Here is a 17,344-nt window from a genome sequence, read left to right as displayed (position 1 = left end):
TCACCTTGATCCACCGCTCCCCGTTACCGGTGCGTCCGGACCGCTACGCCTCGCGGCGCTGGAGGGTGCGCAGGAGCAGCAGGTAGGCAAGGGCGGTCCAGGCAAGGATCACGACGAAGCCGAGCCAGGTGTCCGCGAAGTAGGCCCGGCCGCTCAGCCCGTTGATCATGAGCTGGACGGCCTGGCTGGTCGGGAGCAGCTTGAGCAGGACCTCGACCACGTCGGGCATGGACAATCCGGCGATGAACGCCGGGGCGATCACCGGGAGAAGGATGAAGCCCGACCAGGTGTTGAGCTGGTTCGCGTTCTTGAACACCCCGCCGAGCAGCAGGCCGAAGCCGATCATCGCCAGACTGAGAGTCAGGAGCGCTCCGATAAAGAGCGCCGGTTGCTCAGGGGCGACGCCGGTGAGTGCCAGGAGCAGCCCGACGGAGATGACGACGTACACCAGGCCGACCAATGCCTTGGCAACGATCACGTCGGTGTAGGACACCGCCATCACCAGCGCGTCCAGTGTCTTCTTCTCCGCCTCCTCGGCCAGGATGACCGGCACGGCCAGCATGCCGATCATAGCGACCAGCATCACGGCGACCGCGACCACGAAGTAGCGGCGCAGCCCCAGCTCCTCAAAGATCGCCTGGGCGGCACTCGGCGGCTCGTCGATGATCTCCTGCTGGATCGTCGCCGGAGGTTGTTGCCCGGCCATCGTGCGCAGCGCCCCGTCCAGGATGGCGGTGACGAGGTCGGCGTCGCTGTTGGTCTGGCCGCGAATGACCGTCAGCGGCGGCGAGCTACCCTCGGCGACGCCTTCGTCGAACCCGGCCGGGATGACGAGGCCGACGTCGGCATCCTCGTTGGCCACTTGCTCACGTACTGCCGCCTCGTCGTCATAGGCGGTGACGATGAGCTTGACCGCCGGGCCGGCAGCCGTCTGCAGGGTGTCGAGCAGTTGCGTCTGGCCCGCGGCGTGGTACGCGATGTCGACTTCGAAGGTCGGTGCCTCGTCGCTGAAGATCTGGCCGTAGAGGATCCCCAGGCCGAGCGGGACGATGACGGCGACCAGCACCCGCGCGTCCCGGATCGCGTCGCGCAGATCCTTGCGGAAGATCGGCAACATCAGATTGAAACGCATGCTCCGCTCCTCCTCACAGCGGTCGCCCGGCGAGGGCGATGAAGACGTCCTCCAGCGTCCCCTCATTGGAGTGGATGGTGAGGACGCGCCCGTCGCGCATCCAGGCTGCGAGCCGGTCGGCGTCGGCGGGATCGTCAAGCCGCACGGTGTGCTCGCTGCGGTCGTCGAGGAGCACGGTGGCCGAGCGCTGACCGTAGCGGAGCTTCAACTCGCGAGGAGTGTCGAGGGCGACGATCTTCCCCTGGCTGAGGAAGGCGACCCGGTCGCACAGTTCGTCGGCCTCTTCCATGTAGTGGGTCGTCAGCACAATGGTCGTGCCCTGCGCGCTCAGGTTCTTGACCAGATCGCGGAGGTCACGGGCGGAGGAAGGGTCGAGGCCGCGAGTCGGCTCATCGAGGAAGAGGACGCGTGGCTCGTTGATCAGCGCGCGGGCGACGAGCAGTCGCTGCTTCATCCCTGTGGAGTAGGTCTTCACCTTGCGGTCGGCCGCCTCGGTGAGCCCGACCAGCTCCAGGAGGTCGTCGGCGCGGGAGCGGGGCGCCTGGTAGAGGTCCGCGAAGAAGTGCAGCGTTTCTCGTCCGCTCAGGCGCTCGTACAGGTTCTGGTCTTCGAAGACGAGGTTGATGAGCGGCTTGATCTTGTCCCGCTCGGCAACGATGTCGTAGCCCGCCACGGTGGCCTGCCCGGCGGTCGGGCGGGTACGGCCGGTCAGCATGCGGATGGTGGTGGTCTTGCCGGCGCCGTTGTGGCCCAGCAGGCCGAAGACCTCGCCCGCCGCCACGCTGAAGCTGATCCCGTCGACCGCGCGCACGCTGCCGTAGTGCTTGGCGAGCTGCTCGACGGTGACCATCGGTGTAGCGGATGCCGTCATCCAGACTCCTTTCCTCCTCAGCAGGTCTCCGGGCGCAGCTCACCGGAGCTTCTCGGTGGTGCAGCCCCTGACATCATGCCACGCGCGTCTCAGCGACGGGTCGGACTCAGCGATAGCGCCACTGGACGGCGAGCCAGGCCACACTCCAGGTGGCGCCCATGAAGGCGAACAGGTAAGTGACCGGGTTGTAGACCTCCCCCGTTGCGAGGGCCTGCTGGAAGGCGACGAAGTAGGTTGCGAGGATGGCTGCGCTGTAGGCGTACCGCATCGCCTTGGCCTGCAGCCAGGCCGCGCGTTCGTCCATCGCCCGGACGATCGTGTCCTCACCGCGCAGCATGACCTGGAGGACCGAGGCCACGGCCATGACGCCGAACAGCACTGCCGCGAACAGGTAGAACCAACTATCCGTGACGCCGTGGCTCCGCACGATCAGGTACTGCACGACCGCGACGGCGGCCAGTGCCAGGAAGCTCGCAACCTGGTTCCGTACCGCTGCCACTTCGTTCCGCTCCTCTCATGTCACGGGCGTTTCCTCCGGAAAGAACAGATCTTCGATGGTGGTCTCAAACACGCGGGCGAGCTTGAACGCCAGTGGCAGCGACGGGTCATAGCGGCCGTTCTCGATCGCGTTGATCGTCTGCCGTGAAACGCCGACGCGCCGCCCGAGGTCGTCCTGGGTCCAGCCTTGCTTCTGCCGCGCCTCGCGTACTCGGTTCCGCACCACCATCCTCCCCGATGTAAAGTTCGCTTTCCATCTTCAGGATAGCGACGGTGCGGCCCGATGTCAAGGATGCTTTCCATCGCCGGCTGGGGGGAGATGAGGATTCATCGCCCGCCACGGCGCAGTGTTGGCGTTCTTCATGCAGTGGGAATGAGTGCTCTGGTCTTGCCCATGCGCGCGTTCCATGGGTCCGGTGCATGGTCGGAGCGCCCGGAGTCGCGGGCACGCCGGCCCCCGGGTGGCAGCTCGGCACCGGCCCAATCAGCGGAGGGAGACTCCGATGTCGACGACACCCGCTCCCTACGAGGCGCCGATCTATACCTTCCGCGTCCGCATGCTCGGCGGCGGCTACGCGCCACCGAACCCGCAGGAGATCTGGCGCGACATCGAAATCGCGGCCAACCAGGTGGTCGCCGAGCTGGGGGATGCCATCCCGCTCGCGTTCGACTTCGATCTGGACCACATGTGGGCCTTCTACCTGACCGGTAAGGCATGGGATCAGGAGGGGTCCTACAACATTGACGACCCGGAGGTCGACGAGGTCGTCATTCGCGAGTTGCCGCTGCCGGGCCCATCGGGCACGAAGGAGTTCCTCTACATCTACGACTTCGGCGACGAGTGGCACTTCGGTGTCCAGCTCCAGCGGACGAGCGACGCCGTGGACCCCGACGCCGATTATCCCCGGGTCGTCGCCAAGCACGGGGAGGCGCCGCCGCAGTACCCGGACATGGATGAGTGGGACGAGGAATGGGACGACGAGGACGACCTGGACGAGGATGAGGACGAGCTCTAGGAGCGGTACGGGCGCCCCACGGGCGCCCGCTCATCGCTCGTATTCAGTCGGGCGACGGACGCTAACTGGCGGCGGAGGATTGCTCGGTGACGTAGGCGCGGAGCTTGTCGCGGGCCACGTCGAGCCGAGCCAGGGTCCGTTCCTTGCCCAGCACCCGCAGCGTTTCGAATAGCCCGGGGGAGACGGTTCGCCCGGTCGCGGCGACGCGGATCGGCATGAAGAGCTGGCCTGCCTTGAGCCCGATCTCATCCGCCAGGGCGCGGAGGGCTGCCTCCATCCCGGCTTCGTCCTCGAAGTCGGCGTCGGCCAGGATCTCCCGCGTGCGATCGAGTCCCTCCAGCACGCTCGCAGGCTCGGTCTTGCGCGGCACGAGCAAGTCCGCCGGGTACTCCTCGGTCCCCTCGGTGAAGAAGAAGCTGGTCAACTCGACCACTTCGGCCAGCGTCTTGAGGCGATCCTTCAGCAGGGCGACAACCGAGCGCACGTAAGCGTGCTCGGGTGTGGTCGGGTCTTCGGCCGCAGCCGGGACCAGCCCGGCCTCCCGCAGGTAAGGGATGCAGCGGACGGTCAGATCCTCCAGCGAGATGATGTGGTTGATGTAGTACTGGTTCATCCAGGCGAGCTTGTCGAAGCTGAAGCGCGCCGGGCTGGGGTTGATCTCCTTCAGATCGAAGAGCTGAATCAACTCCTCGCGGGTGAAGATCTCCTGGTCGCCGTACGACCAGCCGAGCAGCGCCAGGTAGTTGACGACCGCCTCGGGCAGGTAGCCGGCCCGCTGGTACTCGAGGACGCCGACGGCGCCGTCTCGCTTGGAGAGCTTCCCCTTGCCGTCGGGGCGCAGGATGACAGGCAGGTGGACGAAGGTGGGCAGATCCCAGCCGAATGCCTGGATGATGCGGACGTGCAGCGGCGCCGAGGGGAGCCACTCCTCGCCGCGGGTGACGTGGGTGATGCCCATCAGGTGGTCGTCGACCATCGCCGCCAGGTGGTAGGTCGGGAAGCCGTCCGACTTCAGGATCACCGCGTCTTCCAACAGGCGGTTCTCGAAGGTGATGTTGCCGCGCAAGAGGTCCGGCACAACGGTCGTGCCCGCCTCGGGCATCTTGAAGCGGATGGCCGGGGTGATCCCCTGGGCCTCGAACTCCGCGCGTTCGTCGGGCGTCAGGTTGCGGCAGCGCCGGTCGTAGCCGGGCGGCTCGCCCCGCGCGCGCTGCTCGGCGCGCACCTGTTCCAGCCGCTCCGGGGTGCAGTAGCACGGGTAGGCGTCGCCCTGCGCGACGAGACGTTCGGCGTGCTCGCGGTAGATCTCCAGTCGCTGGCTCTGGAAGATCGGCCCCTCGTCCCATTCGAGCCCGAGCCATTTGAGCGACTCGACGATCCCCTCGACGCTGCCCTCGACGTAGCGGCGGCGGTCGGTGTCCTCAATGCGGAGGATGAAGTCGCCGCCGTGGTGACGGGCAAAGAGCCAGGTGAAGAGTGCGGAACGAGCTCCACCGACGTGGAGGTCGCCCGTGGGGCTGGGCGCGAAGCGCACCCGAACCCGCGTCCCGGTCATATCCGTTCTCCCTCCCGAGGCATCAGACGACGCGCCCCGGTGCCAAGTATGAGCCACCACGCCGTCACCGGGCAACGCGGCGCCGCTACCCGGCTCACATCATGATCGTGTGGGAACAAACCGCGCGCCGCTCTCACCCCGCCGCGACGGCTGCGTCGGTCAGGGTCGCGCTGGCGGTCGCCAGGTGCCGGCCGAGGGCGAGGAGGCCGTCGTCAACCGGGATGGCGCGCTCGACCCCGGCGCGAGCGAAGACGAAGACGACCTCTTTCACCGGTAGTCCGGTGACTTCGGCCACGGCGAAGGCGTAGACCGCCGCCTGGTTGCGGTAGACCGCGAGGCGCGCGTCGACCTGCTCCGGCGTTACCCGGTCGGTCTTGTAGTCGGCGATGACGAGGCCGTCGGGCTCGCGGAAGAGGAGGTCGACCCGGCCCTCGACGAATCCGTCGCCCACGGGGAGGGTGAAGGCCGCCTCGCGCGCGGCGCGCTCAGCCGCGCGGGCACGCTGAACCACGCCGGAGGCAAGGCAGGCGCGGGCGAGGGCGGCGACCTCGTCCGCGTGGCCGGGCACACCCGCCTCGGCGGCCTTAGCGCGGGCCATCGACTCGACCTCGCCGTCGTCACTCAGGTCCAGCGCCTCCATCGTGGCGTGGAGGGCAGTGCCGACGGCGAGCGCGGCATCACGCGGCAGCGCACCCGGCGTCGCCTCGGCGTCGTCCGCCGGTTCCTGGTCCCACGCCTCGACGCTGCTGGCAGTCGTGACCTGGAGGCCGGCCCCGGCCTGCTTCAGCAGCGCGGCGCGCTCCATGAGCCACCGCTCACGGACGGCCAGGACGTCGTCGACATCCACGTTGGTGGCGGGCGGCGACTCCCGTAAACCGTTGTCACCAACCGGGAGGTGCGCGGCGAGGAGGACGTGGCAGCCGTCGATGTCCGCGCCGTTGGGCGAGTGGTCGGGCGTCGGCACGGGCAGGTGGGGAGCCAGGCGGGCGAGCATCCCCTTCGGCTTGCGCTCCTTCTCCCTGGAACCCTTCCAGATGATCACCGGGAGGATCAGGTGATCGCGGGCACGGGTGGCGGCCACGTAGAGGAGCCGGTCCTGCTCGGCTGCGTCGTGCTGTTTCTCGATCTCTGCCGCCGCGGCGTACCCCGGCGTCTCGAAGTAGCCCTGGTCCTGACTGCCGACCCGCAGGTGCAACCGGCGAACGGCATGGTCGGGGATGACGTTCCTGGTCCTGGCGTCGCGGCCCTGGAGGTTGGCGAGCGCCACGATGGGGAACTCCAGCCCCTTGGCGGCGTGGATGGTGAGCAGGCGCACTACGTCGTCCCCCGCCTCGGCTACGTCGGCGTCCTCCTCCTCGGTGCTCCTGCTGGTGGCCGTGTCGAGCCAGCGGACGAAGGCGCGGAGTCCCCCGCCGCGCGCGGCGGCGAAGGCGCGAGCCTGATCGACGACCTTGAGCAGGTTGGCAGCGGCCTGGTCTCCCTGCGGCAACGTCAAGGCGTACTCGATCAGCCGGGTCTCGTCGATCACGCGGCGCACCAGCTCCGGCAGCGGCAGGCGGTGCCGCAGCGTGTGGAGCTCGCGGAGGGTGTGCATCCCGTCGGCCACGGCGGCATGCTCGGGCGGCGGCTCGCGGCGGTAGTCAAAGTCGGTGCCCATGGCTTCGGCGGCCAGAAAGATCTCCTCATCGGAGCAGCCGAAGGCGCCGGAGCGCAGCGCCGCGACCATCGACAGCCGGTCGCCCGGATCGTCGATAGCGCGCAGGCAGTTGATGAGCTCCCGCACTTCCTGCCGTTGGAAGAAGCTGCGACCGCCCTCATGGCGGTAGGGGATGCCCGCCTCGGCCAGCGCCTCCTCGTAGATCTCGATGCCGGTCCGGCTGGGGATGAGAATGGCGACGTCACGCCAGCGGGCGGGGCGGATCTCGCCCGTCTCCGGGTCGCGCACCGGCCAGCCCTCGACATCCACCGCCTGCCGCAGCAGTGCCGCCAGCGTGGTCGCCTCGTACCGGCGCACGTCGTCGGCCGAGCCGTCCATCTCGTGGTGGACGACCACGACCGGAGCGCGGGGCAGGTCGAGCCGGGCCTGCGGCCACGGATCGAGCGGGACGTACCCGGCCTGGACGCCGTCATGCGGGGCGATGATGTGCTGGAAGCAACCGTTCACCCAGTCGATGACGCCGCCGAGCGAGCGGAAGTTCTGGGTGATGGTGCAGAGATCACCCGGCAGGACATGCCGCTTGACCCACTCGTAGATGCTGATGTCGGCGCGGCGGAAGCGGTAGATCGACTGCTTCGGGTCGCCGACGAGGAAGAGCCGTCCCGGCGCCGGGCGCAGCTCGCGCCAGTCGCGCGCGGCGACCCCGTCCGGTTCTTCGCCGCAGAGGTAGAGCAGGATCTCGACCTGGAGCGGGTCGGTGTCCTGGAACTCGTCGACCAGGATGCAGCGGAAGCGTTCGCGGAAGTAGCGGCGGACCTCCGGCCGGTCGCGCAGCAGGTCGCGCGCCCAGATGAGCAGGTCTTCGAACTCGGCCCGGCCGGTGCGGCGGCGCTGCTCGGTGTAGCCCCGCACGAAGTCCTCGGCCAGCGGCAGCAGCCCGGCGATCGCCTCGGCGCGCAGCGCGCGCTTGACCTCTTCGACCGCCTCATTCAGTTCCCGGCAGATCTCCTTCTGCCGGTCGCAGTCCGCCGGATCGACCCAGCTCGTCCGCGCTCCCTTCTGGCTGATCTTGGGCAGGTGCAGGATCGCGCGCTCCAGGGCGTCGCGGTCGTTGCGCACCGCGCGGAGGTCATCGCGCTGGGCCATAAGCATGCGGATCTGCTGCGCACCGTGATCGGCGGGGTTGCGGCAGCGGGCGAGGATCTCCTCCAGCTCGTCCACGTCCTGCTCGAACCGCGCCAGGAACCCGTGGATGTCGGGTGCCGGCACGTCGTCATGGACGAGTGGCAGCAGGCTCCGGTGGTGGTGCACCTGCTCCACGACCTCGCGCAGATGCCGCAGATCCAGTCCCCGGTTGAGCGCGCGCCAGACCGCCTCGGGGCGCTCGCCGTCCTCGGGGTTCAGGAGCGTGGCGAGCCAGTCCTGGTACGCCTCGTCGAACGCCAGCGAGGCGCTCAGGTCGTCCATCTCTTCGAAGCCGGGGTCGAGCCCCGCCTCGACCGGCCGCTCCCGCAGGAGCCCGGCGGCGAAGGCGTGGATCGTCTCGATCCGGGCGCGGGGGAGCGCGTAGAGTGCCTCTTCCAGCCGGGCGCGCTCCTCCTCGGACTCGGTGGTATCGCGTGTCTCCTCCAGTCGCTCGCGGACCCGTGTCGCCAGTTCCGCCGCGGCCAGCCGGGTGAAGGTGATGACCACCAGCTCGTCCACCGTCGCGTGGCCGTTGCGGAGGATGGCGACAATGCGGTCGACCAGGACGGTCGTCTTGCCGGTCCCGGCACCGGCCTCGACGAAGAAGTTGCGGTCGAGCGCGGTGCGGATCGCCTCGCGGGTTGCCTGGTCAATCGGCCGGTAGTCCACGCTACATCACCTCCCCCAGCCGGGCGAAGTCGGCGGCGCGCGGGTCGGCCGCTTTGCGCTCCGCCAGGCGGGCGATGCGGATGTCGCAGACCGTGCTGTAGTCGCAGTACGTGCAGTGCTCTCGGCTCGGGCCGGGCACCGGGTGGAACCGGCCGGCGGCGATGCCCTCGGCGAGCCCCTGCACCAGCGCGGTGAACTCCTCCCAGCGGTCGCGCAGCGTCGCGCCGCTGAAGCGCACCCGTTTGAACTCGCCGCGGCGGGTGACGTAGAAGTACTCGGCTTCGCCCCGCTCCCAGGGGATACCGAGGACGTGCGACGCGGCCAGCAGGTAGATCGGCAACTGCAGCGCGCGCCCGCCGGCCAGGCGGTCGTCCTTGTGGTGACCGGGGCACTTCCCGGTCTTGTAGTCCACCACGCGGAAGGCGCTGCGATCGGGCGACCAGTCGATCCGGTCGATCCGTCCCTGGAAGCGAAGCGTCAGCCCGTCGGCCTGGAGCGGCACAGGATCGTCGGTCGAGAGCGGGCTGTCCTCCCGGTCGTGGGTCCACTTGGGGCCGAAGCGCAGCTCGAAGGCGCCGGGGCGCAGGGCGTCGTCGCGCTCGGCCACCTCCCGGTCGTACCAGGTGATGAGATCCTCCAGGATTGCCCGACGGTCCACCTGCCAGAGGAGCGGGTAGCCGACCAGCCCGCGCTGCTCGCGGTCGGCGCACTCCTCCTCGGCGATGGCGCGCAGCCGGGCCAGGTGGGCTTCCCGGCGGACCCGTGAGGGCGGATCGTTCGCGCCACACTCGGTCAGGAACCGCTGGAGCACGTCGTGGACGAGCGCGCCGCGCTCGAGCGACTCGATCCGCTCCAGCAGATCTGGCTCCTCGACCGGCTCCAGCCGCAGCAGGTAGGAGAGGAAGAAGCGGAAGGGGCAGGTGGCGTAGGTCTCCAGACGGCTGGGCGAGATCGCCCGGCGCAGTCCGGCCCGCCGCGCCACTGCCGCGGCTGCGGCTTCCCCCAGTACCCCGTCGTAGGTGGTGAGTTCGCGTCCGCGCCAGCGCGCCTCCCAGGCGGCACGCGCCCGGGCGAAGGGCGGGTGAAGCCGCGCCAGGCACTCCGCTCCCTCCTGGGGCAAGAGCGCCAGCAGCGTGCGGTCGTACTCTCCGGCGGTCAACGCTTCCTCGGGCGTGGCGGCACCGAAGCGGTTTGTCGGCACGCGGGTGAACAGCTCTCGTGAGAGGCTGTCGATGTCCTCGACACCAACCCGGCGGCCGGTCAGTGCCTCGGCCGCTGCGCGGAAGAAGTGGGAAGGGAGGATCGTCCGCCCGTCGCCGCCCGAGCGCGGGTAGCTCAGCAGCAGGCGCTCTCCGGCCGCGGCGACAGCCAGCGCGAACAGCAGCGGCTCCGGGTCCGCCCCGGCGGCGCGGAGCGGGATCTCCCACCGACCCGCCGCGCTGAGCCGGACGCGCTCGCGATCGAGCAGCAGGGCATCCTGCCGCGGCGGGGCCGGGAAGGAGCGTTCAGCCAGTCCAAGTACCGCCACGGCGCGGAGCCGCAGGAAACGCAGGGAGAAGACGTCCAGCACCGCGACCCCGTCGCGGCCGAAGTGCCCGTTGGGTGGCACCTCGTCGGGGCCAAGCACCGTGCCGGCATCGGCCCGCTCCAACACCCGGCGCACGGTGCGCTGGAAGCGGACGAAGCTCACCTGGGGCACAAGGGCGTCGAGCCGTGCCAGCGGCGCCAGGAGGTCGAGCAACGGCTCGGCGCGATCGACATAGGTCACGGCCAGGTCACGCAGGTAGTCGAGGTGTGCCTGCCAGGAGGCGTGCTCGGGCCGCGCCTCGAGTTGGTCGGCGAAGTCCTTGATGAACTGCGAGAGGCGCTCGATCGCCTCCAACTCCGTTCGGAGCCGTTCGTCGATGCGCTCCGGGTCTTCCTGCTCCTCACCGAGGACGGCGCGCCGCTTCGCCTGGTGCAGCAGGCTGAGCCGGGAGATCCACTGGTCGCGCCCCTCGACGATCCCGGCCTCGCGGGAGAGAGCGTCCCAGAGGGCCGGCTCGACCGGGCCATAGCGCTCGGCGGTAGCGTCCGGCAGGTGTGTCTCAGTGATGAACTCCATGACCGCGGCGCGGCGCAGGGGCGATCCGGCCAGGGCGAGCAGCGCCAGCAGGCGCCGGCCCTGGGGGTGCTCAGCCAGCGGGCGCCCGCCGTACAGGTAAACGGGAATGCCTGTCTCGCGGAAGACCTCGTCCACCAGCGCCCGATATGGCTCGTCGCGCCGGAAGACCACGGCCATCTCGTGGAAGGGGATACCTTCTGCCGCCCAGGCGAGGCAGGCGCGGGCCGCCTCCCGCACCTCGCGCGCCGGGTCGGGCGCCGAGACGAGCCGCACTGTGCCGTCCGGCTCAGTCCCGCCGGCAGGGTGGAAGAGCGTCGCGCGGAGGTGGTCGAGTGCCGTCGGCTCCCGGTCGGGCACCGGCTCCGGCGCGGGCTCCTCGCCGGCCCCCAGGCTGGTGAGCCAGTCGATCATCTCGCGGTGTGCCCGGTCGGCCTCGGGGACGGTGCGAGGCAGGAAGACCGTAACCGGGAGGGTCTCCATCAGCCGCTCCAGCAAGCGGCGCAGCAGCCCGGACGGCTGCGAGATGCCGTAGACCAGCACGGCGGGCGCGTCGAGCCGCGACGGGTCGGCCGCGGCGTAGGTGTCGAGCCCGTCGTAGAAGCCACGGCGCCGCTCGGCGTAGCGCGCGTAGAGGTGGGCCAGCGCCGTGCACTTCTCCTGATTGACCTCAGCCTGTGATACCGCCGCGCGAAAACCCTCGGGGTCGACCCCAGCCTCGCGCAGTTCCCGGAAGAGGCGATCGAGTGCTTGGGCGAATCCGGGTGCCTGCCGCACCGGGGCGAAGTAGCCCCCGGCTCCGAGCGCGATCTCTTCCGCCAGCAGGTGCTGCCCGCCGGCCGGGAGCGGCGTGCGTCCCTCGGCGAGCAGGGCCGGCTCACCGAGCAGCCGGGCGAGATGCCCCGGCGTCATGACCGGCAGGTTGACGTGGCCACCGGCCAGACGGGCCAGGCGGCGACGCAGGTAGATGCCGATCAGCACGTCGCCGACCAGCAGCAGCGGCGGGGCGAGCGGATCAACGGCCTTCCAGCGGCGCAGTTCATCCCCTAGCGCCGCCTCGATTGCGTCGAGGCTGCCCAGGATCAGTCGCGGTCGATGCATTCGGGATGTCCCCCTCCCGCGCAGACCGGATCATCCGGAGCGGGTTGCTTCGATCCTAGTCACTTCGACGCATCAGGTCAACGTCACTCAGTGTCGCGACATAAGACTGTAGTGCTGGATGGGCTGGGAGACCCCTCACCCCCTAGCCCCCTCTCCCACAAGGGGAGAGGGGGAACGCCCCTCGCCCAATTTTGGGAGAGGGACCGGGGGCGAGGGCCGTATCCGCGCTCTTCCCCCTGCCGTATCATGTGCCTTGGGAGTCCTGCTCCCCTGTCCAGAGCGCAAGACGAATAGCGAGTGACGAACACGATGACGAGCAAGCAACGCTATACCCCGGACCACGCGGTGAACCTCCGCATCGCGAGCGACGTCCAGGTGTCGCCGGATGGGCGGCACGTGGCCTTCACCGTCGCACCCATCGGCCACAAGGAGACCAAGCCCACCTCGGCCATCTGGCTGGCGGCGGTTGAAGACGGCGAGGCGCGAGAGTTCACGATGGGCGCGGTCGTGGGGCATGAGGACAAGATGCCGCGCTGGTCGCCCGATGGCCGCACCCTCGCGTTCCTCTCCGACCGGACGGAGCGGGGCGCGCACCAGATCCACCTGATCGACCTGGAGGGTGGGGAGGCACGCCCGCTGACGAGCGTCCCCAAGGGGCTGGATCTGCTCGCCTGGGCGCCCGACGGCCGGTCGCTGACGGCGACGGCGGACCGGCGTGCCCTGGCCGGGGAGGACAAGCCCGCCACCGAGGTGCGGGTCGCCAGCGCGGACGCGCGCCCGCGGGTGATCGTGCGCGTCCCGGTGGAAGGCGGAACGGTGCGGGTGCTCGGCCCGGCCGAGGGGCATGTCTGGGCCTACGCCTGGAGCGCCGACGGCCGGCGTGTCGCCGCGCTGACGACGCCCGGCAACGGGCTGGATGAGCCGGCGCGGGGCGTTCGCCTGCTCGTGATCGACCCGGCCACCCGCGCTGAGCGCGTCCTCACCACGCTCGACAACCTCCCGGCGACCCTCCAGTGGTCCCCCGACGGCAGCCGGCTCGTGGCCGTGGCCAACGTCCCTGGGAGCGCCGACGATACCCGCGTGCTGCTCATCGACGCCGAATCCGGTGCGATTGAGACCCTGGAGGCGGGCGCGACGACCCCGCTCTGGGCCGGCTGGCTACCGGGCCAAGAGCCGCGCCTACTTACGCTGGCCGAGGAGGGTCTGTACAACCGGATCGAGCTGGTCAACCTCAGCGACGATACCCGGCAGCAGCTCGACCCCCTCCCTCCCGGCGGCGCGGCGCAGGCACCGCTCAGCGTCAGCGCCGACGGACGGACCCTCGCCTGTGTCCGCACGCACCCGGCGGGGCCGCCTGAGGTCTGGGCCGGGCCAATCGACGGTGAGCTGCGCTGTCTGACGCACCTGAACCCCCAGCTCGACGATGTGGCGATCGCCCCGATGGAGCCGGTCGAATGGACCGCCAGCGACGGGCTGACGATCCAGGGTTGGCTGCTCCGCCCGCCCGGCGCGGAGCCGGGGGAGCGACTGCCGCTCATCGTCCAGGTCCACGGCGGGCCGACCTCCCGCTGGGGCCCGACCTTCCACGGCACCTGGCACGACTGGGGGCAGATCTTCGCCGCCGCGGGCTACGCCGTGCTCCTGCCGAACCCGCGCGGCAGCACCGGCCGGGGTGCCTCCTTCACCGCCTCCAACCGCGGCGATCTCGGCGGGATGGACTTCGACGACGTGATGCGCGGGGTCGACTGGGCCATCGAGCAGGGTATCGCCGATCCGGACCGCCTCGGCATCGCCGGCTGGAGCTACGGCGGGTTCCTCACTGCCTGGGCCGTTTCCCATACCGACCGCTTCAAAGCGGCCGTGGCCGGGGCCGCCGTGACCAACTGGCCGAGCAAGGTCGGCACGACCGACATCCGGCCCTACAACGAGGCCCGCTTCCCCGGCCCTCTCCACGAGGCGCCCGACGCCTACTGGGAGCGCTCACCGATCCGCTATCTGGGGCGGATCACCACGCCGACGCTGGTGGTCCACGGCGAAGCCGACGTGCGGGTGCCGCCCGAGCAGGGCATGGAGCTCTACCTGGGCCTGCGCGCCGCCGGAGTGCCGACCGACTTCATCACCTACCCCCGTCAAGGCCACGCCTTCCACGAGCGCACCTTCCAGCGCGATCTCCTGCAGCGCCTCGTGGCGTGGTTCGACCGGTGGATGGGGAAGTGAGGGATGGTGCGTCATGCGTCATACGTCATACGTCCCCCTCACCCCCTACCCCCTCTCCCCTCGTGGGAGAGGGGGAAACGGCCCTCACCCCCGGCCCCTCTCCCAACGTTGGGAGAGGGGGGGATGTTATGCATGATGCGTCACGCGTCAGTCGTTACACGTCACCCGTAGTGCTCCCCTCTCCCCTTGTGGGAGAGGGGCCGGAGGTGAGGGGTGCTTCTAGATGCCACTTGGACGTGTCGATCAGGTATTCTTACAGAGCTCTATCGCCGCACCGCGTATCCCTTGCCTGAACGTACACCAGGCTGGCATACTAGCGGCCAACTAGTCATAACGCCGGGTTCGCGGCACTTTGGTGATCCCGGCGTGAGCATCGCTGCAACAGTGGAGTACAGAGCTGACATGCCGACGCCGGAGACGCGCGCTCGTGCTGACATCGACGCAGCCTTAGATAAGGCGGGCTGGGCAGTGCAGGATCGGTACGCCGTGAACCTAGCCGCGGCCCGCGGGGTGGCGGTGCGCGAGGTGCCGCTCAAGCCTGGTCATGGCGTTGCAGATTATCTCCTCTTCGTCGACGGTTTGGCGGTCGGCGTCATTGAGGCCAAGCGCGTGGGTACGACGTTGACCGGCGTCGAGCCGCAGACCGCGAAGTACGGCGCGGGCTTACCCGATTACCTCGACACGCTGGTCAAGCCGCTGCCGTTCCTTTATCAGAGTACGAGCATCGAGACGCGCTTCACGAACGGGCTCGACCCCGAGCCGCGCAGTCGCCGTGTGTTCTCTTTCCACCGGCCGGAGACGCTCGCCGCCTGGATCAGCGGCACCCCGCCGGCTCAGGCCGCGGTCGCGTCGCCGATCCTGCGGGCTGCAGAGGATCCGGCGCGTTACCAGGCAGTGACGACCCTCCGCGCCCGCCTGCAGAAAATGCCGCGCCTCGACCCGGGCAGGCTCTGGCCCGCCCAGGAGCAGGCAGTGCGTAATCTGGAGCGCTCCCTCGCGGATGACCGGCCCCGGGCATTGATCCAGATGACCATGGGCAGCGGCAAGACCTACACCGCGATCACGGCGATCTACCGGCTGATCAAGTACGCGGACGCCCAGCGCATCCTCTTCTTGGTTGATCGCGCTAACCTCGGGACACAGGCCAAGAAGGAGTTTGATGCCTACGTCCCCCCGGACGACCGCCGTACCTTCACCCAGCTCTACAACGTCCAGCACCTGAAGACGAACCGGATCGATCCGACCGCCCGTGTCGTCATTACCACTATTCAGCGGCTCTACTCGATCCTCAAGGGCGAGCCGGAGCTCGATCCGTCGCTGGAGGAGGGCTCCCACTTCGACACCGCCTCCGGGCTGGTGCCTGAGCCTGTTCCGGTCGTCTACAACCCAGACGTCCCGATCGAGACGTTCGATTTCATCGTCATCGACGAGTGCCACCGCTCGATCTACAACCTCTGGCGCCAGGTGCTCGAGTATTTCGATGCCTACCTGATCGGGTTGACCGCCACGCCGTCGAAGCAGACCTTCGGGTTCTTCAATCAGAACCTGGTCATGGAGTACAGCTACCCGCAGGCGGTGGCCGATGGGGTCAACGTCGACCACGACATCTACCGCATCCGCACGCGTATCACCGAATCCGGCTCGACCATCGAGGCCGGCATGTACGTCGAGAAGCGTGACCGCCTCACCCGCGCAGCTCGCTGGGAGCAGCTTGACGAGGATCTCGCCTACGATGCGGCCGACCTCGACCGCGCGGTGGTGGCGCCCGATCAGATCCGCACCGTGATCCGCACCTTCCGCGACCGGCTTTTCACCGAGATCTTCCCCGGTCGCAGCCACGTGCCGAAGACACTCATCTACGCCAAAGACGACGCCCACGCCGAGGAGATCGTCCAGATCGTTCGCGAAGAGTTTGGCAAGGGCAACGACTTCTGCCAGAAGATCACCTACAAGACGACCGGTGTCCGGCCCGAGGATCTGATCCAGTCGTTCCGCATCAGCTACAATCCGCGCATCGCTGTCACCGTCGACATGATCGCCACCGGCACCGACATTAAGCCGATCGAGATCGTCATGTTCATGCGTGCGGTCAAGAGCCGCACCTTCTTCGAGCAGATGAAGGGGCGCGGCGTGCGGGTCATCGACGAGACCGAATTCAAGGCGGTCACTCCCGACGCCGAGCGCAAGACGCGCTTCGTACTGATCGACTGCGTCGGCGTAACGGAGCGGATGCTGAGCGACAGCCCTCCGCTCGAGCGCGCGCCGACCGTGTCCTTCGAGACGCTGCTGCAGCGGGTCGCTTTCGGCAGCCTCGACCGTGACCTCCTCTCCTCGCTCGCCAGTCGTCTGGCCCGGCTTGACCGCCAGCTGGGCGCACCCGACAAGGCACGGTTGGCCGAGTGCGCGGGCGGGCACACCCTCCAGGACATTGCCCGCGGGATCATCGATGCCCTCGACCCCGATCGGCAGGTCGAGGCGGCCCGCACGATGTTCGGGCTACCCCCGGGAGAAGATCCGACGCCGGAGCAGCTCGAGCAGGCCACTCGTGAGCTATTGCGGCAAGCCGCCGCGCCGATCGCGACCAATCCGGACCTGCGTGAGCAGCTCGTGTCCTTACGCCGGCACTACGAGCAGACAATCGACGTGGTCAGCAAGGACTCGCTGCTGGAGGCCGGCTTCGATGCCCAGGCGCGGGAGCGGGCGCGTGAGCTGACCACCTCGTTCGAGCAGTTCATCATCGAGCACAAGGACGAGATCACCGCCCTCCAGGTCCTCTACAGCCGGCCCTACGGCCAGCGGCTGCGCTTCGCCGACATCAAGGCGTTGGCCGACGCGATCCAGGCGCCGCCCCGCCAGTGGACGACGGATCGCCTCTGGCAGGCCTATGAGACGCTCGACAAGTCGCGGGTGCGCGGCTCTGGCATGCGCAGGCTGACCGACGTCGTGTCCCTGGTCCGCTTCGCGCTCCACCAGGAGGAGGAGCTGATACCCTTCGAGGAGCAGGTGGAGGCCCGCTTCGACGCCTGGCTGGCGCAGCAGGCCGCTCTCGGGCGGGAGTTCACCGAGGAGCAGCGCCGCTGGCTGGAGTGGATCCGCGACCACATCGTGGCGAGCTATACCATCGAACTCGACGCCTTCGACTATGCTCCCTTCGCGCAGCACGGCGGCTTGGGGCGCTTCTACCAGCTCTTCGGCTCCGACTGGCGCACCCTGTTGGATGAGTTGAACGAGGTGCTGGCGGCGTGATCCTCTATGTGGAGCCAGTCCGCTGCCATCCTGAGGTGCCGGCCGACGGATCTCAATGGTGCGGCCCACAGCCTCCGAGTGAGGTGCGCCGTTGCG

General features: G+C 69.0%; 10 protein-coding genes. 3 read left to right on the top strand and 7 right to left on the bottom strand.

The features are described from left to right. Positions 1–43 precede the first annotated feature (43 nt). From STHE_RS10570 to STHE_RS10555, 4 genes are all read right to left on the bottom strand, one after another. Complete coding sequence (locus STHE_RS10570) at positions 44–1,132, bottom strand: ABC transporter permease (protein WP_012872572.1); 1,089 nt, start codon at positions 1,130–1,132, stop codon at positions 44–46. Positions 1,133–1,145: 13 nt separating this feature from the next. Next, complete coding sequence (locus STHE_RS10565) at positions 1,146–2,003, bottom strand: ABC transporter ATP-binding protein (RefSeq protein ID WP_012872571.1); 858 nt, start codon at positions 2,001–2,003, stop codon at positions 1,146–1,148. 106 nt (positions 2,004–2,109) lie between these two features. Further along, the gene (locus STHE_RS10560; protein ID WP_012872570.1) at positions 2,110–2,502 is read right to left on the bottom strand and encodes a hypothetical protein; all 393 of its coding nucleotides are present in this window, start codon (positions 2,500–2,502) and stop codon (positions 2,110–2,112) included. Between the two features lie 15 nt (positions 2,503–2,517). Next, on the bottom strand, positions 2,518–2,724 hold the full coding sequence (locus tag STHE_RS10555) for a helix-turn-helix transcriptional regulator (protein WP_012872569.1): 207 nt from the start codon (positions 2,722–2,724) through the stop codon (positions 2,518–2,520). 280 nt (positions 2,725–3,004) lie between these two features. Between STHE_RS10555 and STHE_RS10550 the strand changes: the two genes are divergently transcribed. Next, positions 3,005–3,517 (top strand): IS1096 element passenger TnpR family protein, encoded by a 513-nt coding sequence (locus STHE_RS10550; protein ID WP_012872568.1) that lies wholly within the window; start codon positions 3,005–3,007, stop codon positions 3,515–3,517. 61 nt (positions 3,518–3,578) lie between these two features. Here the strand turns inward: STHE_RS10550 and gltX are convergent, their stop codons facing one another. The 3 genes from gltX to STHE_RS10535 all read right to left on the bottom strand — a co-directional run bounded on the left by gltX (position 3,579) and on the right by STHE_RS10535 (position 11,785). Continuing rightward, a complete protein-coding gene (gene gltX / locus STHE_RS10545; RefSeq protein ID WP_012872567.1) occupies positions 3,579–5,072 on the bottom strand; it encodes a glutamate--tRNA ligase in 1,494 nt (497 codons plus the stop codon). 133 nt (positions 5,073–5,205) lie between these two features. Then, on the bottom strand, positions 5,206–8,583 hold the full coding sequence (locus tag STHE_RS10540; protein ID WP_012872566.1) for a UvrD-helicase domain-containing protein: 3,378 nt from the start codon (positions 8,581–8,583) through the stop codon (positions 5,206–5,208). A 1-nt stretch (position 8,584) separates the two neighbouring features. Further along, complete coding sequence (locus STHE_RS10535) at positions 8,585–11,785, bottom strand: PD-(D/E)XK nuclease family protein (RefSeq protein WP_012872565.1); 3,201 nt, start codon at positions 11,783–11,785, stop codon at positions 8,585–8,587. 309 nt (positions 11,786–12,094) lie between these two features. Between STHE_RS10535 and STHE_RS10530 the strand changes: the two genes are divergently transcribed. Together STHE_RS10530 and STHE_RS10525 are read left to right on the top strand one after the other, a co-directional pair. Beyond that, on the top strand, positions 12,095–14,002 hold the full coding sequence (locus tag STHE_RS10530) for a S9 family peptidase (RefSeq protein WP_012872564.1): 1,908 nt from the start codon (positions 12,095–12,097) through the stop codon (positions 14,000–14,002). 402 nt (positions 14,003–14,404) lie between these two features. Further along, positions 14,405–17,248, top strand: coding sequence for a type I restriction endonuclease subunit R (locus STHE_RS10525; RefSeq protein WP_012872563.1), 2,844 nt, complete (start codon positions 14,405–14,407; stop codon positions 17,246–17,248). Positions 17,249–17,344 lie beyond the last annotated feature (96 nt).

This window comes from Sphaerobacter thermophilus DSM 20745 (assembly GCF_000024985.1).
In the GTDB taxonomy this organism is placed as follows: domain Bacteria; phylum Chloroflexota; class Chloroflexia; order Thermomicrobiales; family Thermomicrobiaceae; genus Sphaerobacter; species Sphaerobacter thermophilus.
This window is presented reverse-complemented; position numbering and strand designations above follow the sequence as displayed.

Coding starts and splice junctions, on each gene's coding strand:
- STHE_RS10565 (WP_012872571.1), bottom strand. CDS start 2,003: ATGACGGCATCCGCTACACCGATGGTCACCGTCGAGCAGCTCGCCAAG.
- STHE_RS10525 (WP_012872563.1), top strand. CDS start 14,405: ATGCCGACGCCGGAGACGCGCGCTCGTGCTGACATCGACGCAGCCTTA.
- STHE_RS10570 (WP_012872572.1), bottom strand. CDS start 1,132: ATGCGTTTCAATCTGATGTTGCCGATCTTCCGCAAGGATCTGCGCGAC.
- STHE_RS10530 (WP_012872564.1), top strand. CDS start 12,095: ATGACGAGCAAGCAACGCTATACCCCGGACCACGCGGTGAACCTCCGC.
- STHE_RS10535 (WP_012872565.1), bottom strand. CDS start 11,785: ATGCATCGACCGCGACTGATCCTGGGCAGCCTCGACGCAATCGAGGCG.
- gltX (WP_012872567.1), bottom strand. CDS start 5,072: ATGACCGGGACGCGGGTTCGGGTGCGCTTCGCGCCCAGCCCCACGGGC.
- STHE_RS10550 (WP_012872568.1), top strand. CDS start 3,005: ATGTCGACGACACCCGCTCCCTACGAGGCGCCGATCTATACCTTCCGC.